Source organism: Sporosarcina sp. P16b (assembly GCF_002743065.1).
Lineage (GTDB): Bacteria > Bacillota > Bacilli > Bacillales_A > Planococcaceae > Sporosarcina.
This window is the reverse complement of record NZ_PDYO01000002.1, coordinates 174,325-198,503: the sequence shown is the minus strand read 5'-3', so window position 1 is coordinate 198,503 and position 24,179 is coordinate 174,325. Positions and strand designations below refer to the sequence as shown.

Here is a 24,179-nt window from a genome sequence, read left to right as displayed (position 1 = left end):
TTTCCAGAATTGGGCCAGATTGTTTTATAGGGAGTTATAAAAAACATCTAGGAAAGGCGGCGTCAGCAATATGAACGAAACTCCAAAGTGTCATAAATGTGGTGATGAAGTAAAGCGAGGATATATATTTTCTCCCCGTCGAATTTGCTGGTCAGAATCAGGGGATTCCGTTTTCTCTGATGATGGAAACGAGGTCTTAATAAATGATTCATTCTTTAAAATAGGCAAAGTTCCAGCATATCGATGCGAAAAATGTAAGTTAGTTACTTTTTCATATTTATGATTAGAATTCTATACACATAGTCGCAATTCTTGCACGACGGTTTGCACCCATTTCAGTAATCGGGCCATTTTATGAAAGAAGGTTAAAAGATGGATTGGGACGCTTTGTTTGATGTTTTAAAAAATATATTCATGATTCTATTCATTATGTTTTTTGTAATAGATGTTTTTTCAAAAAAATCTTATAAAGTTCTATACTATATAGCATTAACATTTGGAGTCACTTTCTCGGCTTTCATATGGAATTGGTCAATAGGATTCAAAGTGGGGTTTATTGCTCTCTTTTTAATTGTGGCCGTAAAGACCATTTCGGACGTTAGAAAAAGTGAGATAGATACTAATACAGAGGCGTGAATTTTAGTGGTATCTGTAAAGCAAACGGGGACGATAACTGAATAAGTATTTTCCACAATTAGGCTATTTAATGGAATAGGTATCCAAATGGAGGTGATTCAATTGTATTTTCCAACTAGGAAAGACATTTGGATTTTCTTAATCATTTGGGGTTTTATTCTTTTCATGATTTTAATTTGCATTTTCGGTGGAGAGCCTGTTGGCTGGCAACTAATCACTTATAAAAGTGTACTTGGATATATCATAGGTGCATCCACTCTCACTTTATTACTATGGATTTGGTTTGGAACAGGTTATAAGGTTGAGGGGGAATTGCTGAAATTAACATTTGGTCCGTTTAAAAGGATAATACATATCAACGAGATCAAAAAAATTAACAGAACAAAAAATCCATTTACAGCGCCTGCTCTATCCGTTGACAGGTTGGAAATTCTTTTTGGCAAATATGATGTGATAAATATATCTCCCAAAAATGAAAGTGAACTTATCCATTCATTGTTAGCTGTAAACCCCAATATACAAATAGACAAGATTTCTTTGGAATTCAATGAAAAGTAGAGGTACTATCATTTCCATATTCGTAACGCGATTGCTTAACAGGGGATCGGGTCAAATTATTGAACACTCCTTCAATTGAATAGAAAAGGATAGTTATAGTCAATTATCTTACGAGATTGTTAAAGCTGAAAAAGTGTTGGAATGGTGGGAAATATACATGTCCCAGTTATGGATATAAAACATTAGATGAAAAGCCATCCGGCACTTTCGATATTTGCGGTATTTGTTTTTGGGAAGACGATAACATTCAATTTGATGATCCAGACTATACTGGCGGAGCTAACGAGCCGTCGTTACAAGAAGCACAAAATAATTTTATCGAATTTGGTGTAGCAGAAAACAGAAGTAGATTGGAAACCATTATATAATCAGAGATTATTTCAGAATCAAATGCGATTCTATAGTAAGGAATTGCGTTTGATCTATATAAGGACCATTTACTTACATACAGTATGTTGGAAAAAATTAGGGGGATAATAATATGGAATTTGATTTAATTTGGATTGGATTAGGAATTGCTGCAGCTGGATATTTTATAGGAGATGGGCTCAAAAATTTTAAAAATCCGAATGCTAAAGATAGTATCAGAGAAATCTTTAGCGATGATGATGAACACGAATTGATAAGGGAAAATAATGTTCATTACTTCATGGGGATTTCCAAAGAAGATGCGAAACACTTGATTCAAGAATATCCAAACATACCACGCGTAGTTATAAATAATAAAATATACTACCCTAAAGCAAAACTTCGTCAATGGTTATCTGATTTAGGGGCGTGAACGATCTAGTAATTTGGCCAGATTGTTCGATAGGTAAAGTTTTCAATACAAAGGGGGAGAGGTAAATGATTCTTGGATTGCATCATGCGCAGATCACGATTCCGAAAAATGCAGAAGAGGAAGGTAAGAATTTTTATTGTGATGTATTGGGATTGAAAGAAGTAGAAAAGCCAGATTCACTTACTGGTCGTGGAGGATTCTGGTTGAAAGTCGGAGACAGAGAGGTTCACGTAGGCACAGAAGACGGTTTTAACCGCTTAACAACAAAAGCGCATGTAGCTTATCTGGTAGAGGATGTTTTACATTGGAAAGACGTGTTAGAACAACATTCTATTCAAATCATTGAAGGCGTACCAATTCCAGGTTATGACCGATTTGAATTTAGAGATCATTTTGGGAACAGAGTAGAAAAGATTCAAGAATTATAATTAAAGAGTTCAGCAAATGGGAGCAGTCGTTGAATAAACACCGTACCAGCAGCGGGGAAGCTTTGTATAAGGAATGGAGTGGGAGTTAATGGCAAGCCAGGTTTTTGGGATGATTATTCTCTGGATTATAGGACTCTTCATTCTTTATCTAGTGATCTATAAAGCAGTCAAAGAAGGAATTAACAAGTCTGTAGTGGGACAGTCAATAGAAAGAACAACCGAGCCTGTAGTAAATAAAAAGTCATTTACTGATGATGATTTAGATAATTAAAAGGTTTACATGCAAATGAGTGCAGTTGTGGAAGATGAATTATTCCCGATTAGCGAACAAGAAATTGGAGAAAGATAGGTTTAAAAATGGAGAATACCGATTTAAAAGTATTAGAAATACCAAAGTGGGGGCGCTATTTACGAGGGAAATGGCTTGAAAACTTTGCTGGGCATCTAACACATGATGAACAAAAGGAAATATACATGTATTCATTTTTTTGGCATTTATGTAGTTATGAAAAAACGGTATGTCTTGAAAAAGAGGAGGCAGTAAAGGTATTTGAGAGGCTAAAAAAACATAAATGTACAATTTTTTATCAATTTATACATGATGGATTCTTAGTTCAAAACACAGAAAATCTCAAAGTACATGATTTACCGTATGACGAAGAGGGAGACCTGGATTATAGAGATCTGTACGTAATGGATTGGGAAGGTAAATGAACATTTATTATAACGCATGAAAACAATTGTCTCGGGCCATATTTTATTCAAAACTTCTAAACTCGATTTAGTAATTGTGTGCAGTTCTGTGGAGATATTTGCGCTTGTTCAATAATAGGGCCATTTTGTTTAAGAAGAAAAAGGGTGTGGGTTATTTGCTGATTTTATTACGTTTAGTTTTCGCAGCCCTAGCTGCGTTATTTGCGGGATATGGAATTATCACCCAAGAATTTAGGCTATCTCCGTATATAATATTGTTTTTAGGTTTAGCGCTATTAGTTATGGGGTTAGAAGAGTTTCGAAAAAAGCGAAAAGTGTATGGCTCTTTTTGTATTGTTGTTTTTTTATTTTCGTTATATGTTTCAATTGAGGGGATTATATAGAATTAGCGGGTACAGTCGATTGCGTAAGAAGCAATCTGCGTACGCTCCGCAAACGGGCCAAATCATTTTTAAAAGGATGGTGATAGAATGTCATTAAGCTTTTTCTTTATATTGGTGTTATCAGTTTTTTTAAGTTCAGTTGGTGGCTTTACTTTTTATAAACTAAGTTATAAATATTTGTTACCGAAAACGATAAGTTCTGTATTGGGTGGGATATTAACTTTCCTTCTAAGCTATCTATTTGTAATGATTTTTATCGAAGTCAAATTATTATATGGAACTATATTTGCATTGGCTATATATATTTGGTTCCTCAAAATTCCAGAGAGTCACTTGGAATAAAAACTACTATTAACGGGTGCGTTAATTGAATACAACCGTTCAACAATCGGGCTATTTTGTATTATTGTTCAGTAATACATTCGACATATTCCGAAATGAGGGAGTATTAAATATGTCTAAAAGTATAATGTTGTTAATTGCAGGAATCTTATTTGCTTGGTTAGTAATTAGTATCATTACAAAAAACTTCGACGGGGATTTCTTGCTTATACTACTGTTGGGTGTTTCTATAGGATATGGTGTTGGGAAAAAAGAGCAAAAAGATTAGCTTTCTTTGTAACTCATTGCTATAAATATGTGCAATTCTGTGATAAGAATTTGCTCACGTTTCAGTAAAAGGGCCAACTTGTCGCATAGAATGATTTATAAAAAAGAGATGTGAATTTTGGATAGTAGAGAAAAATAGAATACAACGCTTAAGGAGGGATAAAGTGGATGTGTCGGAATGGGATATACAAGAAGTAAAGCAACTGAAGAAAAAGCAATTGGTACAAATCAGTATTGTGATGTTGGCGATATTTACCCTGTCTGTTCTTTATGTAAAAGCAGAATGGCCACTTTCTGTTTTCTTGACATTAACTTGTGTACTATTATGGTTTTTCGCTGTACACGCACTCTATATCCTCATAACAGAAAAAACAACGGGCACCAAAACAAATAAGCTTGTCCAGGCTTTTGATAGAGATCGTTGGGGAAAGAAGCGATGGAAGAGAAAAAAGATAACTGAGGTTGTTATTCTCAGCATCACAAGCATTATGTTCACGGTATTCGCCGTTACTCTAAACACTAGCTCCGAATCGCTACAATTTTATAACCTCTTGCCATTTATCGCGGCTTGGATTGGTTCTAGCTTGGGTACTATGGCTAGAATCAGTAATTTAGAATAGGTACATACCATTGTCTTATAAATCATCAAACGTTTAATTAACTTGTTAAATTCGATAATAATATAGATCAGTAATTATTAATAGAGTCAATATATGCTACTACTAAATCTGGAGGATACGTATGAATGAGATTTTATTGCAAGGTGCTCAAGTTACGCTGAGACCGATGATAAAAGATGATGTAGAAGCTCTTTACGGTGTCGCGCAAGATGAGCGAATATGGACACATATGACGAATTCGATGAAGACTCGATTCGACATGGAAAAATACATTCAAGCAGCTCTCCGTGCAAAAGAGCTTGGGAGTGAGTATCCATTTGTTATTATTCATAATGAATCAAACAAAATCATCGGTTCAACTAGATTGATGGATATTGCTTTGGCACATAAGCGCTTGGAAATTGGAAACACTTGGCTACACCCTGAGTTTTGGCAAACTTCCATCAACACGGAATGTAAATATTTGCTGTTTACTCATTGCTTTGAAGAATTACAAATGAATCGTGTCCAACTGAAAACCGATCATGAAAATATTCGTTCCCAACGAGCAATTGAACGCATTGGTGCTATAAGAGAAGGCGTTCTTCGCAATCACATGATCCGGATAGACGGAACAATTCGTCACACTGTCATGTTCAGTGTTACCAAGGAACAGTGGGCGAGTGTGAAAGAAAGTATCAAAGCCAAAGGGTGAGTTTTCACAGTGATTAGGGGAGTTAACTTGAAAAAATGATTTTAACTATACTGCTTATAATAAACATACATTATATAGCTAATTTCCTTACTAATTTTGAAAGTTTCACATTAAATATTCTGTGGCTGATCTTTTTTATCGCCAGTATATGTGTATCCCTTATTTTCCTCTTTAATTCAAAGGAAAGGTCAGATTACAGACCTTTAATCTTATCGGTTATGGTTTTAGTAATAAGTATTGGTTCGCTAGGGTCATATGGTTTTCTATATTCTATAACACATCTTATGGCATAACTGTTTTCCCGCAAGAGGTCCAAATTGTGTATCAACAAATTTAATGTGATTGAATAAAAGTAGATAAGTTTAAGGTGATGTCGAGTATAAAAGGGCAACTACACGATTTTTGAAAAATAGAATGAATTGCTGGTATAGAAATGAGGGGAAAACGTGTTATTCTTTTTAATCTTGGTTTTAATAGTATTTGTATTCGACTTTGCAAAAATTAGAAAACAGAATCAAACAGTTATTGAACAAAATGATAAGATGATTTCTCTTTTAGAAGAAATCAAGAATAAACAATAATATTTGTTCAACTAACGGTCCATTTAATGAAATAGGTTTCTAAATAGAGGTGATACGATTGTATTTTCCAACCAAGAAAGACATTTGGTTTTTCTTAATCATTTGGGGTTTTATTCTTTTCATAATTTTAATTTACATTTTCGGTGGAGAACCTGTTGGCTGGCAACTAATCACCTATAAAAGTGTACCTGGATATATCATAGGTGCATCTATTCTAACTTTGTTATTATGGATTTGGTTTGGAACAGGTTATAAGGTTGAGAGGGAATTGCTGAAATTAAAATTTGGTCCGTTTAAAAGTGAAATACATATCAAAGAGATCAAAAAAATCAGCAGAACAAAAAGTCCATTTACAGCGCCCGCCCTATCCGTTGACAGGTTGGAGATTCTTTATGGTAAATATGATGTGATAAATATATCTCCAAAAAATGAAAGTGAATTTATACATTCATTATTAGCTGTAAACCCCAATATACAAATAGACAAGGTTTCTTTGGAATTCAATGAAAATTAGAGATACTATCACTTCCACATTCGGAGTTCGATTGCTTAACAGGAGATCACGTCAAATAACACAAACGGGCCAGATTGTATTACAAGCAAGGGGGGATTATTATGCTATTTAATAAAGACCATTCATGGCGTTGGGCTATCGGAGGTTGGGGAGCGTTTATTGTAGCAACCATTTTGTTTTTAATATCTGATTTTAATATTTTAAATATATATTGGGTACTTGGTATATTAACGGCAGCAATAATTGTAACAATTGGAAATGCTATTCATGTTATTTATACAAAGCGAAAAGCAAAGGAAGGTAAAAAGTAAAGTTCCTTGGTTTAAGTTAAATATAAATGGACTTGTTTGAAGTAATTCAGTATAGTAATTATCGCAATCGAGCGCAATTCCTGAATAGTTTTAAGAGCAGATACTTAGTTGATTGTAGTGTAAGGCGGCGACTCCTGCGGGAATAGCATGAGCCTTGAGACCCCGCAGGAGCGTAGCGACGAGGAGGCTCAAGCTATGCCCGCGGAAAGCGTCCGCCTGAAACGGAAATCAACGAGTTAAAACTACAGTCTCGGTAACGGGCGCGATTGTAGTATAAACAATTGATTCCAGATCACTTAAACGGGCCATTTGAGGGGTGCGAAAATGAAAGAGATAATGGGACTGTACTTTATTTTAATTGCAATTTATTTTGTGAACCTAACAAATATTACATTGTTTAATGCTGAGTGGAACGGTATTGCAATATGGCTTAGCACAGGGTTATTTATAGCTGGCACTGCTTATTATCTAATGAGCAGGAATTCTATTAAGAAAAAATAGCAATTGCAATAACCGGCTTTTCTTGAGTCATGAAGTTTAATACCTCCTGGAAATTGCTTTATGTTTACCTCGTGTGTTGAGAGAATACAAGTCCGTTCAGAGATTGAATTCCACCTTTCAACAGCAGTACGAAATGGTAAAATTCATTTCATCCTTTTCATTTACTATCTTTATTGTCTTTGTTTACTTTTAGAGGCACCTTAAGAATAGATAGGCTACCAGTAACCAATTCATAATTCATCCCATACGATAAGAATGAAAATATATTTAAGGGGGACAAATGTGTACTATTTAGGGAACAGTATGTATCAAGGATATAATCCGGAAGCATTACAAAAGTCATTAGCATTGATATTTGAGGCAGTTCAAGGAGAAAAGGAAGACCGGCTTTTTTATGAATATTTAATATCCGTTGCTCCGACGCAGGAAGATAAAGAAATCATTTCATCCATTCGAGATGATGAGATTAGACATAATTTAATGTTTAAGAAAATGTATAAAGATTTTACTGGTCAAGAAGTACTGGACGTAACGGAAGAGGGTTTTAAGAAACCAGCATCCTATATAGACGGAATTCAGCAGGCTCTTTTTGGCGAGTTAAAAGCAGTAGAAAAGTATAGAGAAATACGAAAAGGTCTACCGGATCGTCAAAATAGAGATGTAGTATTTGAAATATTAACTGATGAAATTAAGCATGCTGCAAAGTATAATTTTCTCTACACGGAAAATCGTACGAATTGTCTTGTGCAAAGTGAATCAACTATCGAAAAAACGCCTGATGATTGGATTAGGTACACAGAGTTTTTAGTCAAAGAGGCACAAGAAGATGTGAAAAGAGGAGTCAATTTAACACATATTTTTCAAGAATTTATCTTGATGGGAGTACTTGTGGGCAAAGGGTATTCACCTAAGCAAGCGTATGAAACTGTGGAATCTTGGGAGCGAACGGGAGAATCTCAATTGTTACAGGAGAGTAAGAAAATGCCATGAAATGTCTTCATGGAAAAATCGCACTAAAATCCTGAAAGTTTAACCCCGATTATCACTTTACTATTTACGATTTTTATCGTTGTATTTTTGATTGTAACGATAAATATTATCTCATTCGGCTATAACTCTTGAGTTGGAGTAATTAAGTAAAAGGGCGCGATAACCGAATAAGCATTTTAAAGTAACGAGGCAGGTTAGTTGAAGATGTTGATCTAAGTTTAAACAATAAATGTAATTTTAAAAAGCTGCCGATTAAGGCAGCTTTTTATTTGCTCGTTCTTTCGTTCATTGTTTGTCTTTTATGCAATGTATGCTTTGTTCCCCATTCATGCATTGCGTGTAAGATTGGTTCCAGGCTCCTACCGTATTCAGTAATCGAATATTCCACTTTAGGAGGAACCTGTGGATAGACAACACGCTGTATAATATCCTCGTTTTCTAACTCACGTAATTGATTAGTCAGCATTTTTTGCGTGATTCCAGGCATTCTTCGTTTTAATTCACCGAACCTTTGAGTACCGTTCTTCAATAAATGCAATAAGATAATGGGTTTCCATTTCCCCACTAGTATGGCTAAGGCATCTTCTACACGACATAATTCTGGTTCTATATTCATGCTAGTTGCTCCTTTAGTATCTTTTTGTATACTATACCACTTTTAAGTGCGTACTTTTAAAAGTGATGATTACTGGTAATATTAACACTGAAAGAAAGGATGATAGTAAATGACGAAAATTGGTATTTTGGTTGGTAGCCTACGGAAAGAATCTTTTTCTAGAAAAATTGCGGCTAATGTTGCATCTCTATTCCCTGAAGGATATGAAACAGAATTTGTCGAAATCGGAAATCTGCCATTTTATAATGAGGATGTAGATGGTGAAAATAATGTTCCAGCAGAATATACTTCATTTCGTAACACAATAAAGGAATTTGACGCTATTTTATTTGTAACGCCTGAATATAACCGTTCTGTACCTGCTGTATTAAGTAATGCACTAGACGTAGGTTCACGTCCTTATGGAGCGAGTGTATGGAATGGTAAACCGGCAGCGATTATCAGCCAATCTCCTGGTAATTTGGGTGGATTTGGTGCAAACCATCACTTACGTCAAATCCTTGTACCCTTAAATATGCCAGTGGTTCAACAACCGGAAGCTTATATTAGTAATGCTGCAGCTTTATTGGATGAAAACGACAAAGTTAAAGATCAAGGAACTGTTCAATTCTTACAATCATTCGTTGATGCATTTGTTCATTTGAATAAGAAAAATCAAGCATAAGGAAACTACTGTTTTGTGCGATTCTTTAATAAGAATCGCTTTTCTTATTGAACTAACGGACCAGTTAACAGATATTGAAAAAGGGGAGAGAGAGATTAATTTAGAGTCCATAATTAGTTTGTTTAATATTGGTGGCATAGTATTCACGCTGTTTTTCCCTCTAGTTGATATTATACGAAACGCCCCACCAGGATCCGCACCATTTATCACTTGGTAGACGTGCTTTTTCTAAAAGGGCACCACGTTATGGAGAAAAGTTGGCAAGCAACATAAAAATCTAAACAATCGATTAGAAGAGAGGAAGTAGTATTACTTCCCTCTTTTTTTACTGTAAATGGATAAATGATTTGGAAGACGGAATAGTTATAGCGTAAAATAGAATGGGAATCCTTGAAAACCCAAATAACGTCTATCGTCATGATCATTGAGCGATAGAGTAAAACATATTAAGGAAGGAGACTCCAATGAAAAACTTCACAAAATACTTTTTGACTTCATTCATACTCATACTTTTCTTAAATGGTTGTAGTTCCACTACCGATCAGCCAAGTGAAGATGTATTCCAATACAAAGGATCGTTTATTGGTGATAACAGTGCAGTCATCCATATAATTGGCCAACTGCGTTATGCCGAAAAGTTTGAGGAAGTGTCGCTTGAAACCAAAACAGAACCATATGGTATGACGATCAAGTATGAAAATATGGATGCAGCGATAAGGGAAAGTGAATATAAAGAGACGACGATTTATAATGCTAGTTATTTATTCGCGCTTATCGATAATGCGGAGTGGGCTAGCTTTGAATTCGGAGACTATGCCTATACAATTCATAAAACGAAATTACAAGACTGGTATGGGAAAGAGTTAAACGACTTTACGAATGAAGAAGAATTGGATGTTTTTATTCAAGAAAAATTACAAGATGACAGTGAAGTACAACAGCTGTTTGCGGAATAAAAAACGGAAAATTCATCATTGCAAGAACAATGTAAGATGCAACAGAAATCCATTATTCTATGGTATACTTGCAGAAAAAATCAGGTATATTTGGAGATGGACAACGATGATACGATTTGAAAATGATTATACGGAAGGCGCGCATACGCGAATTTTGCAACGATTGATTGAAACAAATGAAGAACAAACTCCGGGATACGGGATGGATGAACATTGCGAAAAAGCTAGAGAGTATATTCGTAAAGCGTGTGAAGCGCAAGAGGCGGATGTTCACTTTTTAGTAGGGGGAACTCAAACGAACACGACGATCATCGCATCGATTTTACGTCCTTACCAAGGCGCAGTTGCTGCAGAGAGTGGACATATCGCGACACATGAAACAGGCGCTATTGAATCTACGGGACATAAAGTACTGACTTTACCTAGCGAGGACGGAAAAATTACAGCGGAGCAAGTGAAAGAGCTAGTGGATGCCCATTGGAATGATGCGAGTCCAGAGCACAGTGTACAGCCGGGTCTCGTGTACATTTCGAACCCTACTGAAAATGGAACGACTTATACTAAAGCGGAATTGGAAGCTTTGAATAAAGTGTGTAGGGAATGCGGATTGCCATTAATACTGGACGGTGCCCGACTTGGGTATGGGTTGGCTTCGGTTGATAATGATATTACGTTAGCAGATTATGCACGACTATGTGATGTGTTCTATATTGGCGGAACGAAAATAGGTGCGTTGTTTGGTGAAGCGGTTGTCATTACCAATGATTCATTGAAAAAAGATTTTCGATATTTCATTAAACAACGAGGCGGCTTGCTTGCTAAAGGGAGACTGTTAGGCATCCAGTTTGAAACGTTGTTTGAAGATGGGTTGTACTATGAAGTTTCGAAACATGCGGTGGACATGGCGTTGATCCTTCGACAAGCATTTGTAGAGAACGGGTTTGCATTACGTTATGATTCGACAACTAATCAGCAATTTCCGATATTGCCGGAGTATGTCATGACGGAGTTGAGCAAAAAATATTCATTCACGTTCTGGGAAAAAGTCGATGCTAGCCATAGTGCGGTTCGTTTTTGTACCAGTTGGTCTACTAAGAAAGAACATGTCGACATGCTCGTCCATGATTTACATCTACTATGTATTACATCTTACTAGTAGCTGGTTGGTGTTGAATGGCAGTAGACATTAAAATGGAACCTACTCTAGTTGAGGAGACCTTACCGTTTTGGGTGAGGTCTTTTTTTGTGATGGTATGGCACGTAGAAGTGCATCCAGACTATAGATGTGTAGTGAAGAAGACTAGGGAACAGGGTCGTTTATTTAGAAAATGCGAGGGAATAGATAACCAAACACCTTAACGAAAAGAGGGGGAGCAGATGAAGCGATTTTTGCAGTTGGTCAGCATAGGAATTGCCGGTGGTGCCGTGTTGGCGCTACTCATGCTTGTCGTATGGGCTGTAACAGGAAATGAAGCGTATATTTTGCTGTACAATGTAGATTATTTCCCCATCATTCATGTCTTTTCGCACGTCGCTTGGTTCGGCATCGTCTTTCACTTCGTCTTTTGTATTGCCAGCGTGTTGGGGCTGTTTTACTTATTAAAATTTTTCAAATGGCAATATAACATGTGGCCGTATGTTGTGGTGTATACAGCGGGGAGCGGCGTATTGTATTTCCTTACCTTGCTAACCGATCAGCCGCCAGCAGCGGATGACGGCATGGCGTGGTTGTACTGGACGGTAAGTCATTTGATCTTCAGTGTGCTCGTTGCTAGCCTAGTCATCCGATACGTTGATCGGGTTCGTGTGTAGCGTATCTGGGGTTCAATTGTAGGGGAAATATAATAAGTTGGATGAACTTACGGGAATCCATGGTATATTTAATAAGCCTCATAAGTAGACGCAACCGCTTATTATCCATTTCCTGTTTGCTTTCAAAAGGGAAGCGAATCTTATTTATTTTACAAGCTTGGCGCTTTTCAAGGATAAATACCTTGTGCCGGACGTAAGGTATATAGATAGTGTGTATACGCCTGGTATCCTCACTTGCGTAGCGTCGAAGTCATTTTTTCAAAAAAGGAGACTTTACATGAACCTCATTCAAGGTCTGATCAGCTTTATCTTGCACATTGACGAGCATCTAGTCGATATTATTCAAATATTTGGCGGCTGGTCGTACGTCATCTTATTTTTAATCGTTTTCATTGAAACTGGAATCGTTATTTTTCCGTTTCTACCTGGAGATTCCTTACTTTTCGCAGGCGGTGCATTTGCGGCGCTAGATGCTTTTAATATTTGGTTGCTTGTCGCGGTCTTCTTCGTTGCGGCGGTCATAGGCGATACAGTGAACTACCATATTGGACGTAAAGTGGGCATGTCGATTTCTCCTGGCAGTTGGCTAGGGAAAGTCATAAACCAAGAGAAAATGAAAGCCGCGGAGGCGTTCTTTAATAAACACGGCGGGAAAACCATCCTGATTGCCCGTTTTATGCCGTTTGTCCGGACGTTCGCTCCGTTCGTTGCGGGCGCGAGCCGCATGAATTACCGGTACTTTGCTTTCTATAATGTCGTCGGGGCAGCTTTTTGGGTAGGTCTGTGCACGATGCTAGGGTATTTATTCGGCAATATTCCTATTATTAAAGAGAACTTTTCCACGGTGTTACTTGCGATTATCTTTTTATCTGTCCTGCCTGCGTTGATCGGTATGGTAAAAAGTAAATTTAGCAGTCAACCTGCTAGATGAGAAGAAACAGTTTAAGGTACACTAGTGAAACGTTTGATGGAATAAGGGGTTCAGCAGAAAAGTAATTGGTTGTTTTATCACAATGTGTCAATGAATACCTATGCATGCTTAGTTAGTTGACATCTAAGTCGGTTCAACTTATAGTGAGCCTATACATGTATACGAACACTTCCGTTAAGGGGAGTAGCTATGACAGTAAAAGTCGTCAACACAGGATGGAAGTCCTCGGCTTTACTGGCAACTAACGTTGTTTGCGAGACCTTACCAATTATTTGGTGAGGTCTTTTGTGATTGTAACAGAGACATCTAAGCCACTAATTGGTTTTGATGTCTCTTTTTTGTTTTTTTAAAAATTATAGGAGGTTACACTTTGAGTATATATCAAGAACTTGTCCAGTCGATTGTCGTGAATAAAAAGAATCGTCTGATAGACTTTCATCCGTCTATGCAGCTCGTCGGAACAGGGAGAAGTGCGTTTGTATTTCGAATCAAATTCTCGAACAAGGCGATGAAGGTATTCTTTTCAAACTTCGAGCACATTGCGAAGGAAGAGGCTGAGATTTATCTATCACTCAAGGATATTCAGTACTTTCCACGTATTTATGAGGCAGGCGCGAATTACTTAGTGATGGATTACGTGGAAGGAAATACACTTTTTGATTGCCTAACAAATGGGCGTTTGATTACAGAAGCTCATATAGAAGAAATCGACTATGCCTTATCGCTAGCAACCGACGCAGGTTTGAATCCTTCAGACATTCATTTACGCAATATATTGATCACGCCTGACAATCGAGTGAAGCTGATTGATGTGGCGCGGTACCGACAGAAAAAAGACTGCAAACAGTGGAGTAATTTGAAAAAAGCCCATCGTCAATTTTATCAAAAACGATTCTTTTGGAAGAAAGTCCCGAGTTCGTTTTTGATTGGTGTAGCGTTCTTGTATAAAAAAGGACTCATTCCGTCATATCGATTATGAAAAGAGATTTCAGTGTTTCTATAACATGAGAATGGACTTTTCGCATACATGCACCTACACAGACTTTCATTTGTCGAATAGTATGCTGTAACGAAGAATAGATTGTTAATAAGATATCACTTTTTCACTTCACTATTATTTTCGAAATGTACGTAATAAAAACGCGTGAAAATAAGAGAAGGGGCGTGTGAAATGAGTATCCTTTTATATTTAATAATTGGTGGTGTGATGGGTTGGTTTGCTAGTCTGATCATTGGTAAAAGTGTCCCAGGCGGTGTGGTGGGGAATGTGATTACAGGTATCATCGGTGCGTGGATTGGAGGCAATTTATTTGGCAGTTGGGGACCGCGTTTAGGTGACTTTTATGTCGTCCCTACTATTGTAGGTGCGTTGATTTTTGTCATAGTCGTCAGTTACATGATGAAAGCAGCGCGGAAACATCGGTGAATAGACAGGGATGGGGGCTACCCGAAATGCGGAGGTAGCCCTATTTATTGATTGATAAACAGCATGCAACAGGATGTTTAGTTTTTGTTATGATCTGCAAAAAACGTCATCGCTTCGCTCATAAATTGTGCCAAACCTGCACCGAATTGATCGATATTCGTTGTGAAGCGTTCGTCTGCTATATACATATGCCCCAAACCTTTGAATGCTTCCAATGTGTAGTGATGGCCAGTGTGTGTATTCAAAAACTCATACCATTCTGTAATAGCTGTTTGTGCTTCAGCGGATTCTGGCGGTGTGTTTGTAAGATGTGCTAATTTCCGGTAGATGTCATTCATTTTTTTACCGACTGCTTTGTTTTCGAATGCGGTATTCGATTGTTCAACCGCTTTTGCACCCCATAATTTTCGAGCCTCTTCTTCATAGGGATTGTGATTAAAATTAAATCCTTGAAACTTCTCTTCGTTCGACATGTCCCTCTCTCCTTTTATATACTGTGTAGTTTTATCAATAGTCGCAATCATTTGATCGATCCGTTCGCGTTTCTCAAGCAATAGTTTTCGATGTAGCTGAAGAGCTTGCTGGCGGTCAAATGACGGTTCGCTGAGAATGTTCTTTATTTCTTTAAGAGGAAATTCTAGTTCTCTGAAAAATAGTATTTGCTGCAAAGTCTCAAGGTTCCGTTCGGAGTAATAGCGATAACCCGTGTCTGTTGTCTCCTCGGGTGTCAGCAATCCGATTGCATCGTAATGATGAAGTGTGCGTACGCTAATACCGACTAAATCCGCGACTTCCTTTACCTTCATTTTCATTATCAACACCTCCTTACTATGTAGTATAAAGTGTAACGTAACGTGAGGGTCAATACAGTCAGTAGAGTTTTTTAAATAAGTAGTGCTATTCAATTCGTAGAATAATTAGATAGTTTATGGGATAATGAAGGCAATGAAGAGGGGGGTTCGTTATGGATAATCAATTTCCGATCGGAAAATTACACGTTCCTGAACAGGTGACGTTGGAAGATATTCAAAAGTGGTTACAAGAAATTGAAACATATACTACCCGATTAAGGGGAACTGTAGATTCATTGACTGACGAAGAGCTAACTAAAACGTATCGCGCAGGTGCATGGACAGTTCGTCAATTGGTACATCATATTGCAGACTCGCAGTTGATTATGTATCAGCGATTAAAGCTTGCGTTAACAGACGACCATCCAACAGTACCCGCATTTGATCAAGAGAAATGGGCTGTACTACCTGACAATGAGCTACCAGTTGAGCCTTCCATTAAGATGCTTGAAGGGATCAATGAGCGTATTGTAGCGTTAGGCAATAGTCTGACGGAAGAGCAACTACAACGAACATTTACTCATGAAGTAAACGGCGAGATTGCCGTAGCGACAAAAGTAGCGAAACTGGCTTGGCATGAAGCGCATCATTTAGCGCATATTGAGATCGCTTTGGCGAAATAATGGAAGATACGGTGAACTGGCTTATCGAACTTCGATAAGCCTTTTTCTATTTTGGTTTTTATGTGTTACGTTGCAGACCCTTTTTATGTATGAGCAACAAACGAAAGTAAAGTCGTCATGTTTAATTAGCTTCACGCCAAGTTCATCTGTTCAGAATATAGTTAGCTTTTTTAAGTTGTCTGAATCATGATATAGTTAATACTAGTTTTCAAGAAATAGACTTGTGTATGTGAACAATTATATGTTGGATGATCCGAAGTGATTAAATGGAGGTTTACTGATGTTGAAGGTCGTGGTGATATTTCTGCTGGCCGGCTTGGCGGAAATCGGCGGTGGTTATTTGATTTGGCAATGGTTGCGCGAAGGGAAATCTGCACTGTTCGGATTATTCGGCGGCATTGCCTTAATTTTATATGGCGTAGTGGTCACATTTCAGACCTTTCCAACCTTTGGCAGAGTCTATGCGGCATATGGAGGCGTGTTCGTCTTTCTATCCGTATTATGGGGATGGGGAATTGATAAAAAAACTCCTGATTTGTATGATTTCATAGGAGCCGGTATTTGCCTAATTGGTGTGTCTGTCATATTATTTGCACCTAGATCGTAATAGCGATTGGCGTAAGAAAAATATTCGCTTCATTCCAAGTGAAGGCCTACAGTCTATAAGGGGAGAGCATGACGCAAAATGAAATGTTCACTATCGGGAAGTTGTGTGCCGCTGCCCAAGGGACCATTGTGACAGGTATACCGGACTCATGAAATGAATAGAAAATATAAAACGCACCCATTAGCCAGCGGGTGCGTTTTGTGTCGTTTTATTCATATACACATGACCGTCTGAAGTGGACGGAATGTGGGTCTGTTGACGTTTGGCCGAATGATACCAGCTCCTGAACAAAAGGATGATCAACACGAGATCCACCGCATCGCCTCCATAATACATAAGCATGGCCCCTGTGCGCGCTTCTTCAATGGGTACACCGGCAGGCGGATAGGCGTATAGGAATTTTGATAGAATTCCGTGTCCCGCAAGAGCCGCAATAAAGACTACAGTGCGGAAGCGGTAACTGTACCGACGAGATACAGGATCGGTGTATAAAAGAGAAATGGTAAATAGATATCCCGCAACGAACACATGCATGTGGATCAAGACATGGAGCCAAAGATGATGGTGCATGGCCGCAAACAAGCCTGTCGTGTATAACAGCCAAAGTCCGCCGATATTTAAAATGGAGGCAGTGACGGGATGTGTATAGAACCCCGCAAGTCGGCTTCTTAGCAAGGAGCTTACCATTCTTGCCTGTCGAACGGGTAATGTCCGGAGCAATAATGTCATGGGAGCGGCGAGCGCCAACAGAAGGGGACCGATCATACCGAGCAAGAGATGTCCCAACATATGCCACGTGAAATAAGCATGTGACAGTTCGGCAAGCGGTCCGACAACAGCACTTGCTGAAGCGAGTACACCCGCAATCCACAACACGATCCGTTTTCGTGGCCATTTACGCAAGCGGCTTTGCCGGTTGGAATGAAAGACAGCGCCCCCGTAGAATACGATGGCGAGCAACGCAAGCATCCCAAATAACCAATCGGTTGCACTGATATAGGAATCATGTGGCATGAGGCATAAGCTTTTCCGCCGAGCGTGCATTCCGTTGCGCGGACTTGATGAGCAACAAACCTGCCGCAATCATCAAAATCGCAGTAACGTTCCAAACGATATCATACGGAACAATGTCCACGTGATATCGGATCTGATGTATGCGCATGACCTTGTGTTGAATGGTCCCGTCATACAATTGGAACGCACCGCCCCCGAGTAACTTGCCACCCCAGAACATCTTATGCCATAACGCATGCCTTCTGCGCAAATCCGCCACTAAATACAACCCTCCCACTGTCGCAAACCAACTAAATGCATGAAACAAACCATCCGATACCAATCCAACCGCCACCGTAGATTTATCATAAAACTTATGCCAATGAAGTAGCTGGTGGAATACTGTCTCATCTAAAAACGCCACGAACCCGAGTCCGAATAATATACCCGCCCATAGATTTCTCTTCTGATAACTTCTTCGGTTCGTCCAGTTTTTCACTTGCAACACAGCCATCTATTACTCACTCCTTTCCTTTTATACGCAGTGTTCCCTAAAAATGCGGCATTTAAAACATGTTGCGTGGCTAGTAGAGCGGATGGGTAGACTCATAGAACGCTCTGTCTCGAAGTATGATCGGATATCCGTAGACATTGAGCGGATACACGGTCGTATAGAGCGTCTTACCGGGGTCTATGATCGGATACGCGTCGCGATAGAGCGGATGGACGAACACATAGAGCGCACTCCGCTGAAGTATGATCGGATACCTGTAAACATTGAGCGTACACACATCCACACCTGAAAGCCTTCATGATAAAAATATAGTAGCCATCCAATATTTTCACTGTAACTTTTCCCGCGTAATCTGCTAGAATACGAATAAAGGGAGTGAGAGCCGTGAAAATTGTTATTGCGCCTGATGCATTTAAGGGAAGCTTGCATGCAGAAGAAGCGGCCGACGCTATATATAGTGGCGTAAAAAAAGTATATCCGCACGCAGAAGTCGTCCGTTTACCGGTTGCGGATGGTGGTGAGGGGACGCTGTCTGTCCTCATGTCATCAACTGGGGGGACGTTGCGAACCGTGTCTGTGCAAGATCCGCTTGGTCGCGCAATGGATGCGCACTTTGGTGTGCTTGGTGACGGCGAGACAGCGGTCATTGAAATGGCACAAGCGTCCGGTTTGCTGTTGCTTGCGGATCATGAACTCGATCCAATGAAAGCATCAACATTTGGTACAGGGCAATTAATTCGTCATGCGCTTGATGCAGGTTACAGGAAAATGATTATTGGACTTGGCGGGAGTGCGACGAATGATGGGGGAACAGGCTTGCTCGAAGCACTAGGCGTTCGATTTTTAGCTGATGGACAGTTAGTGCAGATGAATGGCTCAACGCTGTCAATAATCGATGAAATTGATATCACGCAACTGGATAAACGTGTGCTGGAGACAGACATTCGCATTGCGTCCGACGTGGACAATCCGTTTGTCGGTGAGCAGGGTGCGTCATTCGTTTTCGGTCCGCAAAAAGGGGCGGATGCAGAGATGGTTCTGCGTCTGGATGAAGGGTTACGTCATCTAGCGGACATGACGGAAAGGCAGACGGGCGTGCGATTGCATGAGCTGCGCGGTGCGGGAGCGGCTGGGGGAAGTGCTGGGGCATTACTTGCGTATTGTGGCGCTTATCTTGAAAGTGGAATTGATGTCGTGCTCGAAGCGATGGATTTCGCAAAGCATCTATCTTCAGCAGATTTCATCGTCACAGGGGAAGGGAAGACAGACCGGCAGACGCTTGCAGGCAAGGCATTAATGGGGATTGCCAAGCTTGCGAGAGTAGAGAATGTTCCGGTCATCGTCATTTCAGGAGCGATTGAAGAAGCGGCGCGTCAAGAACTACTTGAGTGGTTCACCGAATTGCATTCATTAGACGATGGAGAGAAATCGTTAGCTGAATTGATGGCACAAGCAGCAAAGTTATTGGAGAACAAAGCGTCAATTGTCCTGCAACATAGACAGTAGAAAATAGTTTTTTCTTATACCATGCATAGCTAGTAGGCGAGTAGGGTATAGAATCACAAGGAGGTGGTCAGATGTTTCAAGACGCGATTGACTGGCTTGTAGGGCCGGTGACTAATTTCATTTGGACATATGTTTTAATTGGACTTTTATTGGCCGCGGGTTTATATTTCACGATTCGCACGAAATTTGTACAAGTGCGCTTATTTGGTGAGATGTTCCGTCTGATTGTAGAGAAGAAGGATAACAATGACGGGGTATCGCCGTTCCAGGCATTCACAATTAGTGCCGCGTCACGCGTAGGAACAGGTAACGTAGCTGGGGTAGCCCTAGCGATCGGAATTGGTGGGCCTGGTGCGGTATTCTGGATGTGGGTGATCGCCGTAATCGGCATGGCGACTGGATTCATCGAAAGTACATTGGCACAAGTATATAAAGTGAAAGATGGTGACACATTCCGCGGAGGGCCGGCGTATTACATGCAAAAAGCGCTAGGCTGGCGGAAACTCGGAATTGTCTTCGCGATTTTACTGACGATGAGTTTCGGATTCATATTTAACGCAGTACAATCCAACACCATCAGTCAGTCATTCACTGAAGTATTCGGCATTCCGAACTGGAGTGTCGGGGTTGGCTTAATGCTAATAACAGGGATTATCGTCTTCGGTGGCGTCAAACGGATTGTAAAAGTAACACAAACCATCGTACCCATCATGGCGACTTTCTATATTTTGGTAGCGTTATATATCGTGATTATGAATATTTCAGAAGTTCCAGGCATTATTGTATTGATATTCGAGCATGCTTTCGGAATTAAAGAAGTCATGGGTGGCGGAATCGGGATGGCCATGATGCAAGGTGTACGTCGCGGTCTCTTCTCCAATGAAGCAGGTATGGGTAGTGTGCCAAACGCGGCTGCTACAGCGAACGTATCGCATCCGGCAAAACAAGGATTGGTACAAAGTCTAGGTGTGTTTTTCGATACCATCATCATCTGTTCTGCGACCGCATTCATCATTTTGCTTGGCGGATTGTATCAAACAGGTGAAACAAACGGTATCATCTTGACACAAAACTCCATGGCTGTACAAGTAGGCGCATGGGCACCGTACTTCATTGCCGGTGCTATCATGTTCTTCGCCTTCAGTTCTATCATCGGTAACTATTATTATGGCGAAACCAATATTGAATTCATTCATGCCAACATCGTATGGAAACGAATCTATCAAGTTCTTGTACTGGTCATGGTATACTTCGGTGCAATCGCAAAAGTACAAGTTGTATGGGATATGGCCGACCTATTCATGGGACTAATGGCCATCATTAACTTAATCGTCATTCTACTACTTGGTAAAATCGCCTTTAAAGTACTGGACGACTTCACTAAACAACGTAAAGCCGGCAGAAACCCTGTCTTCAAGTCAGCCAGCATCCCTGAATTAAAAGGCGCGGAATGTTGGGAAGAGACAGCGGAAAAACCAGAAGATCGTTTGTAATGGGGGTGATTTGTGGATGTAAGGGATATGATTTCTCAATCTTTAACTTATCACCATGTATAAGTTAGGATTATAGCGGAAATCCCTTATTCACACACTCCTAAGTTTAAAGCATTCACACAAACCATTTAGTCAAGAAGTAAAAAGTTTGATATACTATAAAATACTGAATAACAAAAATCGAATCGTAGTTCAGAAGAAGGATTCTGAACTTCGGTTCGATTTTTGTTTTGCATGTTTGAACACAACATGTTAGGGTTATATATGAATCAACACACTATATATAGTGTGTAACAGCAAATAGATGAATTGGTACCCACCACGTTTAAAAGGGAATCCGCCACTAACGGAGCTGCCCCCGCAACTGAGGGCACGGACGACTATCTTATAAAACCACTGCTTCGGCGGGAAGGAAAGATGGAAGAACGATGTGCCAGCCAGTAGACCTGCCAGTCATCTCAGCAAAACATTCTTCGGGGTTGGAGAGTGAAAGCACAAAGCAGTCTTATTTCAGTCTGCCTAAAACTTTCCGCGATCTACTAAGCGTCAATTGACGACTCCCGATTTTATTGGGAGTTTTTTTATTTAGTACATAACCGAATTAATTAACTAAAGGGAGCGGATATCATGGCTATTATTCAAGAAACTAAGGGACTTAATCTAGTGTTGGAAAACTTACAAGAAGAATTCGGCAAGAAACAAATGGAGCCGTTAATCGAAGCGAGTGAGAAATTCCAAGAGCGCCACCCGGCTAGCACGGCAACTGAATGGACGAACGCGATGGTGCTGGAGTCTTTAAGCCGTATTGATGAAGCAAATACGTATTGGACGTTTGTAGCGGCACGAATTTATTTATTCGACGTCTATGCAAAGCAACAAGCATTGCGTGGGGCGGATGCTTATACCGACTTTGCGAAAAATGTAGAACGCTTGGTGGAACAAGGTTTATATACATCCGTTCTGACAGAGAAATACAGCCTAGATGAGCTTCAGGAAATCGGTAAACTACTCGATCCTTCCCGTGATCTATTATTCACATATATCGGTTTGAAAACATTGGTAGACCGATACGTAACCGTAAACTTTAAGAAACAGCCAGTGGAGCTGCCGCAAGAGCGCTGGTTGATCATCGCGATGACACTAATGCAAGACGAAACAGTAGACCGCATTCATAAAGTTGGCGAAGCATACTGGGCGATGAGCAATTTATACATGACGGTCGCGACACCTACATTATCGAATGCAGGCAAGATGCACGGTCAGCTATCCAGTTGCTTTATCGATACAGTGGATGATTCCTTACAAGGGATCTACAACAGCAACACCGATATCGCGAACTTGTCGAAATTCGGTGGCGGTATCGGCGTCTATATGGGGAAAGTTCGTTCTCGTGGTGCATCGATTCGTGGTTTCGAAGGCGCGTCAAGCGGTGTTCTGCCATGGATCAAACAGTTGAACAATACGGCAGTCAGTGTCGATCAACTCGGTCAACGTCAAGGTGCCGTAGCCGTTTATCTCGACGTATGGCATCAAGACATCTTCACATTCCTTGATCTCAAGCTCAATAACGGCGATGACCGTTTACGTGCACATGACATTTTCACAGGCGTTTGCTTGCCAGACTTGTTCATGGAGAAAGTCGAGTCCCGTGAAGACTGGCATTTATTCGATCCACATGAAGTCCGCACGAAAATGGGCTATTCATTGGAAGACTTCTATGATGAAACGAAAGGACAAGGAACATTCCGCGAGAAGTATGAGGAATGCGTCCGTAATGAAGATTTATCACGAGAGACGGTTTCCGCGATTGAAATTATGAAACGTATCTTGCGTAGCCAGCTCGAGACAGGAACGCCTTTCATGTTCTATCGCGACGAAGTAAACCGCATGAATCCGAATAAGCATGAAGGTATGATTTATTCTAGTAATTTGTGTTAACAATAGCACCTTCAGTCAGTAATGGCTGTCGAAAACTCCGTTAAACGGGGGAACTCTTATTTAGTAAGACAATCCCGTGCTAAATCTCAACTTTTGTAGTATCATCAAATAAAGAACATTTGTTCTATAGGGGATGATATTTGTGGAAAAGCCATTTGGTTTTGTTTACGAGACTACAAATACAGTTAATAATATGAAATACATTGGAAAATGTATTTACGGTCGGATAAATAATTGGGAAACATATTTGGGTTCAGGTCTTTATTTGAAAAGGGCTATTAAAAAGTATGGTAAGGAAAAGTTTATCAGGGTAATTCTGGTTGAGGCATACTCAGATATAGAGTTGAATCAACTTGAGGAATATTATATTTCTAAACGAAATGCTGTAGAATCAAAGGAATATTATAATATTAAAATGACATCTATTGGCGGAGATTGTTTTACAACAAACCCAAACAAAGAGCATATCCGCAGTTTAAGAGTGAAACAAATGACAGGCGCTTCAAATCATCAATACGGGAAACCAAAAACCAAAAAGATGATTGAAGCAGTCAAAAAGAAGAACTCAAAAGCAATTATAATAGATGGAATTGAATATTCATCAATAACTGCAGCATCTGTTGCACTTTCCCTTTATTGTACAACAATTTCGTATAGATTAGACTGTGATAACTTTCCTAGCTATAAGAGAATTGTCCCGAAATCACTAAGACCGACCAACAAACATGCTGCTTGTAAATGCCAAGTCCATGACGTGGTATATGAAAGTATTGCAAAGGCGGCATTAGCTCATGGCATTTCTACACATGCTATGAGAAACCGTATGTATTCCCGTAACTTTCCAGACCATCATATTATAGTTGAGTAAATGCCTAACGACTATCGAAAGCATAGCTAGTTGAAATAGCACTAGTGAAGAAGCGAGTAGA

Annotated in this window: 30 protein-coding genes, 1 pseudogene and 1 riboswitch; of the genes and pseudogenes, 27 read left to right on the top strand and 4 right to left on the bottom strand. The window is 39.7% G+C overall.

Annotated features, from left to right (window positions below):
* The first annotated feature begins 70 nt into the window (after window positions 1-70).
* The 14 genes from CSV77_RS17095 to CSV77_RS17090 all read left to right on the top strand — a co-directional run bounded on the left by CSV77_RS17095 (window position 71) and on the right by CSV77_RS17090 (window position 8,320).
* On the top strand, window positions 71-283 hold the full coding sequence (locus tag CSV77_RS17095; RefSeq protein WP_099672396.1) for a PF20097 family protein: 213 nt from the start codon (window positions 71-73) through the stop codon (window positions 281-283).
* A gap of 455 nt (window positions 284-738) precedes the next feature.
* A complete protein-coding gene (locus tag CSV77_RS04070; protein ID WP_158232019.1) occupies window positions 739-1,194 on the top strand; it encodes a PH domain-containing protein in 456 nt (151 codons plus the stop codon).
* Between the two features lie 125 nt (window positions 1,195-1,319).
* Window positions 1,320-1,562 carry a CPCC family cysteine-rich protein gene (locus tag CSV77_RS04065; protein WP_099672634.1) on the top strand — a complete coding sequence of 81 codons (243 nt, stop codon included), beginning with the start codon at window positions 1,320-1,322 and terminating at the stop codon, window positions 1,560-1,562.
* Window positions 1,563-1,675: 113 nt separating this feature from the next.
* Complete coding sequence (locus CSV77_RS04060) at window positions 1,676-1,975, top strand: DNA-binding protein (protein ID WP_099672393.1); 300 nt, start codon at window positions 1,676-1,678, stop codon at window positions 1,973-1,975.
* Between the two features lie 65 nt (window positions 1,976-2,040).
* On the top strand, window positions 2,041-2,403 hold the full coding sequence (locus CSV77_RS04055) for a VOC family protein (protein ID WP_099672392.1): 363 nt from the start codon (window positions 2,041-2,043) through the stop codon (window positions 2,401-2,403).
* A gap of 88 nt (window positions 2,404-2,491) precedes the next feature.
* Window positions 2,492-2,674 (top strand): hypothetical protein, encoded by a 183-nt coding sequence (locus CSV77_RS04050; RefSeq protein ID WP_099628984.1) that lies wholly within the window; start codon window positions 2,492-2,494, stop codon window positions 2,672-2,674.
* A gap of 86 nt (window positions 2,675-2,760) precedes the next feature.
* Complete coding sequence (locus tag CSV77_RS04045) at window positions 2,761-3,117, top strand: DUF4275 family protein (protein ID WP_099672391.1); 357 nt, start codon at window positions 2,761-2,763, stop codon at window positions 3,115-3,117.
* Between the two features lie 125 nt (window positions 3,118-3,242).
* Window positions 3,243-3,500 carry a YczI family protein gene (locus tag CSV77_RS04040; protein WP_233212167.1) on the top strand — a complete coding sequence of 86 codons (258 nt, stop codon included), beginning with the start codon at window positions 3,243-3,245 and terminating at the stop codon, window positions 3,498-3,500.
* 454 nt (window positions 3,501-3,954) lie between these two features.
* Window positions 3,955-4,110, top strand: coding sequence for a tRNA U-34 5-methylaminomethyl-2-thiouridine biosynthesis protein (locus CSV77_RS04030; RefSeq protein ID WP_099672389.1), 156 nt, complete (start codon window positions 3,955-3,957; stop codon window positions 4,108-4,110).
* A 163-nt stretch (window positions 4,111-4,273) separates the two neighbouring features.
* Entirely contained in the window at window positions 4,274-4,729 is a 456-nt protein-coding gene (locus CSV77_RS04025; RefSeq protein ID WP_099672388.1) for a hypothetical protein, read from the top strand.
* A 121-nt stretch (window positions 4,730-4,850) separates the two neighbouring features.
* The gene (locus CSV77_RS04020) at window positions 4,851-5,423 is read left to right on the top strand and encodes a GNAT family N-acetyltransferase (RefSeq protein WP_099672387.1); all 573 of its coding nucleotides are present in this window, start codon (window positions 4,851-4,853) and stop codon (window positions 5,421-5,423) included.
* Window positions 5,424-6,062: 639 nt separating this feature from the next.
* Window positions 6,063-6,518, top strand: a complete 456-nt coding sequence (locus tag CSV77_RS04015; protein WP_158232018.1) for a PH domain-containing protein — start codon at window positions 6,063-6,065, stop codon at window positions 6,516-6,518.
* Between the two features lie 101 nt (window positions 6,519-6,619).
* Window positions 6,620-6,829 (top strand): hypothetical protein, encoded by a 210-nt coding sequence (locus CSV77_RS04010; protein ID WP_099672385.1) that lies wholly within the window; start codon window positions 6,620-6,622, stop codon window positions 6,827-6,829.
* Between the two features lie 783 nt (window positions 6,830-7,612).
* Window positions 7,613-8,320, top strand: a complete 708-nt coding sequence (locus CSV77_RS17090; RefSeq protein WP_233212166.1) for a ferritin-like domain-containing protein — start codon at window positions 7,613-7,615, stop codon at window positions 8,318-8,320.
* 265 nt (window positions 8,321-8,585) lie between these two features.
* Here CSV77_RS17090 and CSV77_RS04000 read toward each other — a convergent pair whose 3' ends face one another.
* A complete protein-coding gene (locus CSV77_RS04000) occupies window positions 8,586-8,936 on the bottom strand; it encodes a winged helix-turn-helix transcriptional regulator (RefSeq protein ID WP_099672384.1) in 351 nt (116 codons plus the stop codon).
* 109 nt (window positions 8,937-9,045) lie between these two features.
* Here CSV77_RS04000 and CSV77_RS03995 point away from each other — a divergent pair, with 109 nt between their 5' ends.
* The 7 genes from CSV77_RS03995 to CSV77_RS03955 all read left to right on the top strand — a co-directional run bounded on the left by CSV77_RS03995 (window position 9,046) and on the right by CSV77_RS03955 (window position 14,725).
* Window positions 9,046-9,600: an NADPH-dependent FMN reductase gene (locus CSV77_RS03995; RefSeq protein WP_099672383.1), complete on the top strand. Its 555-nt coding sequence runs from the start codon at window positions 9,046-9,048 to the stop codon at window positions 9,598-9,600.
* 464 nt (window positions 9,601-10,064) lie between these two features.
* Window positions 10,065-10,556, top strand: a complete 492-nt coding sequence (locus CSV77_RS03985; protein WP_099672381.1) for a DUF4825 domain-containing protein — start codon at window positions 10,065-10,067, stop codon at window positions 10,554-10,556.
* A 106-nt stretch (window positions 10,557-10,662) separates the two neighbouring features.
* A complete protein-coding gene (locus tag CSV77_RS03980; RefSeq protein WP_099672380.1) occupies window positions 10,663-11,712 on the top strand; it encodes a threonine aldolase family protein in 1,050 nt (349 codons plus the stop codon).
* A 221-nt stretch (window positions 11,713-11,933) separates the two neighbouring features.
* Window positions 11,934-12,368, top strand: coding sequence for a hypothetical protein (locus tag CSV77_RS03970; RefSeq protein ID WP_099672378.1), 435 nt, complete (start codon window positions 11,934-11,936; stop codon window positions 12,366-12,368).
* Between the two features lie 277 nt (window positions 12,369-12,645).
* Window positions 12,646-13,299, top strand: a complete 654-nt coding sequence (locus CSV77_RS03965) for a DedA family protein (protein ID WP_099672377.1) — start codon at window positions 12,646-12,648, stop codon at window positions 13,297-13,299.
* A 370-nt stretch (window positions 13,300-13,669) separates the two neighbouring features.
* Window positions 13,670-14,278: a serine/threonine protein kinase gene (locus CSV77_RS03960; RefSeq protein ID WP_099672376.1), complete on the top strand. Its 609-nt coding sequence runs from the start codon at window positions 13,670-13,672 to the stop codon at window positions 14,276-14,278.
* A gap of 192 nt (window positions 14,279-14,470) precedes the next feature.
* Entirely contained in the window at window positions 14,471-14,725 is a 255-nt protein-coding gene (locus CSV77_RS03955; RefSeq protein WP_099632121.1) for a GlsB/YeaQ/YmgE family stress response membrane protein, read from the top strand.
* A 77-nt stretch (window positions 14,726-14,802) separates the two neighbouring features.
* On the opposite strand, the gene CSV77_RS03950 is transcribed toward CSV77_RS03955, so the two are convergent.
* Window positions 14,803-15,537, bottom strand: a complete 735-nt coding sequence (locus CSV77_RS03950; RefSeq protein ID WP_099672375.1) for a MerR family transcriptional regulator — start codon at window positions 15,535-15,537, stop codon at window positions 14,803-14,805.
* A gap of 152 nt (window positions 15,538-15,689) precedes the next feature.
* Here CSV77_RS03950 and CSV77_RS03945 point away from each other — a divergent pair, with 152 nt between their 5' ends.
* Both CSV77_RS03945 and CSV77_RS03940 read left to right on the top strand, forming a co-directional pair.
* The gene (locus CSV77_RS03945; RefSeq protein WP_099632119.1) at window positions 15,690-16,199 is read left to right on the top strand and encodes a YfiT family bacillithiol transferase; all 510 of its coding nucleotides are present in this window, start codon (window positions 15,690-15,692) and stop codon (window positions 16,197-16,199) included.
* Window positions 16,200-16,479: 280 nt separating this feature from the next.
* The gene (locus tag CSV77_RS03940; RefSeq protein ID WP_099632118.1) at window positions 16,480-16,806 is read left to right on the top strand and encodes a YnfA family protein; all 327 of its coding nucleotides are present in this window, start codon (window positions 16,480-16,482) and stop codon (window positions 16,804-16,806) included.
* 180 nt (window positions 16,807-16,986) lie between these two features.
* Here CSV77_RS03940 and CSV77_RS03935 read toward each other — a convergent pair whose 3' ends face one another.
* Together CSV77_RS03935 and CSV77_RS03930 are read right to left on the bottom strand one after the other, a co-directional pair.
* Complete coding sequence (locus CSV77_RS03935; RefSeq protein WP_099672374.1) at window positions 16,987-17,820, bottom strand: cytochrome c oxidase assembly protein; 834 nt, start codon at window positions 17,818-17,820, stop codon at window positions 16,987-16,989.
* On the bottom strand, window positions 17,810-18,313 hold the full coding sequence (locus CSV77_RS03930) for a DUF2243 domain-containing protein (protein ID WP_099672373.1): 504 nt from the start codon (window positions 18,311-18,313) through the stop codon (window positions 17,810-17,812). The genes CSV77_RS03935 and CSV77_RS03930 overlap by 11 nt, the downstream gene beginning before the upstream one ends.
* 384 nt (window positions 18,314-18,697) lie before the next feature.
* Between CSV77_RS03930 and CSV77_RS03925 the strand changes: the two genes are divergently transcribed.
* The 4 genes and pseudogenes from CSV77_RS03925 to CSV77_RS03910 all read left to right on the top strand — a co-directional run bounded on the left by CSV77_RS03925 (window position 18,698) and on the right by CSV77_RS03910 (window position 24,118).
* Window positions 18,698-19,819, top strand: a complete 1,122-nt coding sequence (locus CSV77_RS03925) for a glycerate kinase (protein WP_099672372.1) — start codon at window positions 18,698-18,700, stop codon at window positions 19,817-19,819.
* A 71-nt stretch (window positions 19,820-19,890) separates the two neighbouring features.
* A complete protein-coding gene (locus CSV77_RS03920; protein WP_099672371.1) occupies window positions 19,891-21,312 on the top strand; it encodes an alanine/glycine:cation symporter family protein in 1,422 nt (473 codons plus the stop codon).
* Window positions 21,313-21,605: 293 nt separating this feature from the next.
* Window positions 21,606-21,780, top strand: a riboswitch (cobalamin riboswitch).
* A 159-nt stretch (window positions 21,781-21,939) separates the two neighbouring features.
* Window positions 21,940-23,247, top strand: a pseudogene (locus tag CSV77_RS03915) (ribonucleotide reductase N-terminal alpha domain-containing protein); the annotation flags it as partial.
* Window positions 23,248-23,392: 145 nt separating this feature from the next.
* Complete coding sequence (locus tag CSV77_RS03910) at window positions 23,393-24,118, top strand: GIY-YIG nuclease family protein (protein WP_099672369.1); 726 nt, start codon at window positions 23,393-23,395, stop codon at window positions 24,116-24,118.
* Window positions 24,119-24,179 lie beyond the last annotated feature (61 nt).

What these genes read in the sequence shown, in the direction of transcription:
- CSV77_RS17095 (WP_099672396.1), top strand. Translation starts at nt 71, where the DNA reads ATGAACGAAACTCCAAAGTGTCATAAATGTGGTGATGAAGTAAAGCGA.
- CSV77_RS04060 (WP_099672393.1), top strand. Translation starts at nt 1,676, where the DNA reads ATGGAATTTGATTTAATTTGGATTGGATTAGGAATTGCTGCAGCTGGA.
- CSV77_RS04055 (WP_099672392.1), top strand. Translation starts at nt 2,041, where the DNA reads ATGATTCTTGGATTGCATCATGCGCAGATCACGATTCCGAAAAATGCA.
- CSV77_RS04050 (WP_099628984.1), top strand. Translation starts at nt 2,492, where the DNA reads ATGGCAAGCCAGGTTTTTGGGATGATTATTCTCTGGATTATAGGACTC.
- CSV77_RS04045 (WP_099672391.1), top strand. Translation starts at nt 2,761, where the DNA reads ATGGAGAATACCGATTTAAAAGTATTAGAAATACCAAAGTGGGGGCGC.
- CSV77_RS04030 (WP_099672389.1), top strand. Translation starts at nt 3,955, where the DNA reads ATGTCTAAAAGTATAATGTTGTTAATTGCAGGAATCTTATTTGCTTGG.
- CSV77_RS04020 (WP_099672387.1), top strand. Translation starts at nt 4,851, where the DNA reads ATGAATGAGATTTTATTGCAAGGTGCTCAAGTTACGCTGAGACCGATG.
- CSV77_RS04010 (WP_099672385.1), top strand. Translation starts at nt 6,620, where the DNA reads ATGCTATTTAATAAAGACCATTCATGGCGTTGGGCTATCGGAGGTTGG.
- CSV77_RS04000 (WP_099672384.1), bottom strand. Translation starts at nt 8,936, where the DNA reads ATGAATATAGAACCAGAATTATGTCGTGTAGAAGATGCCTTAGCCATA.
- CSV77_RS03995 (WP_099672383.1), top strand. Translation starts at nt 9,046, where the DNA reads ATGACGAAAATTGGTATTTTGGTTGGTAGCCTACGGAAAGAATCTTTT.
- CSV77_RS03985 (WP_099672381.1), top strand. Translation starts at nt 10,065, where the DNA reads ATGAAAAACTTCACAAAATACTTTTTGACTTCATTCATACTCATACTT.
- CSV77_RS03980 (WP_099672380.1), top strand. Translation starts at nt 10,663, where the DNA reads ATGATACGATTTGAAAATGATTATACGGAAGGCGCGCATACGCGAATT.
- CSV77_RS03970 (WP_099672378.1), top strand. Translation starts at nt 11,934, where the DNA reads ATGAAGCGATTTTTGCAGTTGGTCAGCATAGGAATTGCCGGTGGTGCC.
- CSV77_RS03965 (WP_099672377.1), top strand. Translation starts at nt 12,646, where the DNA reads ATGAACCTCATTCAAGGTCTGATCAGCTTTATCTTGCACATTGACGAG.
- CSV77_RS03955 (WP_099632121.1), top strand. Translation starts at nt 14,471, where the DNA reads ATGAGTATCCTTTTATATTTAATAATTGGTGGTGTGATGGGTTGGTTT.
- CSV77_RS03950 (WP_099672375.1), bottom strand. Translation starts at nt 15,537, where the DNA reads ATGAAAATGAAGGTAAAGGAAGTCGCGGATTTAGTCGGTATTAGCGTA.
- CSV77_RS03945 (WP_099632119.1), top strand. Translation starts at nt 15,690, where the DNA reads ATGGATAATCAATTTCCGATCGGAAAATTACACGTTCCTGAACAGGTG.
- CSV77_RS03940 (WP_099632118.1), top strand. Translation starts at nt 16,480, where the DNA reads ATGTTGAAGGTCGTGGTGATATTTCTGCTGGCCGGCTTGGCGGAAATC.
- CSV77_RS03935 (WP_099672374.1), bottom strand. Translation starts at nt 17,820, where the DNA reads ATGCCACATGATTCCTATATCAGTGCAACCGATTGGTTATTTGGGATG.
- CSV77_RS03930 (WP_099672373.1), bottom strand. Translation starts at nt 18,313, where the DNA reads ATGGCTGTGTTGCAAGTGAAAAACTGGACGAACCGAAGAAGTTATCAG.
- CSV77_RS03920 (WP_099672371.1), top strand. Translation starts at nt 19,891, where the DNA reads ATGTTTCAAGACGCGATTGACTGGCTTGTAGGGCCGGTGACTAATTTC.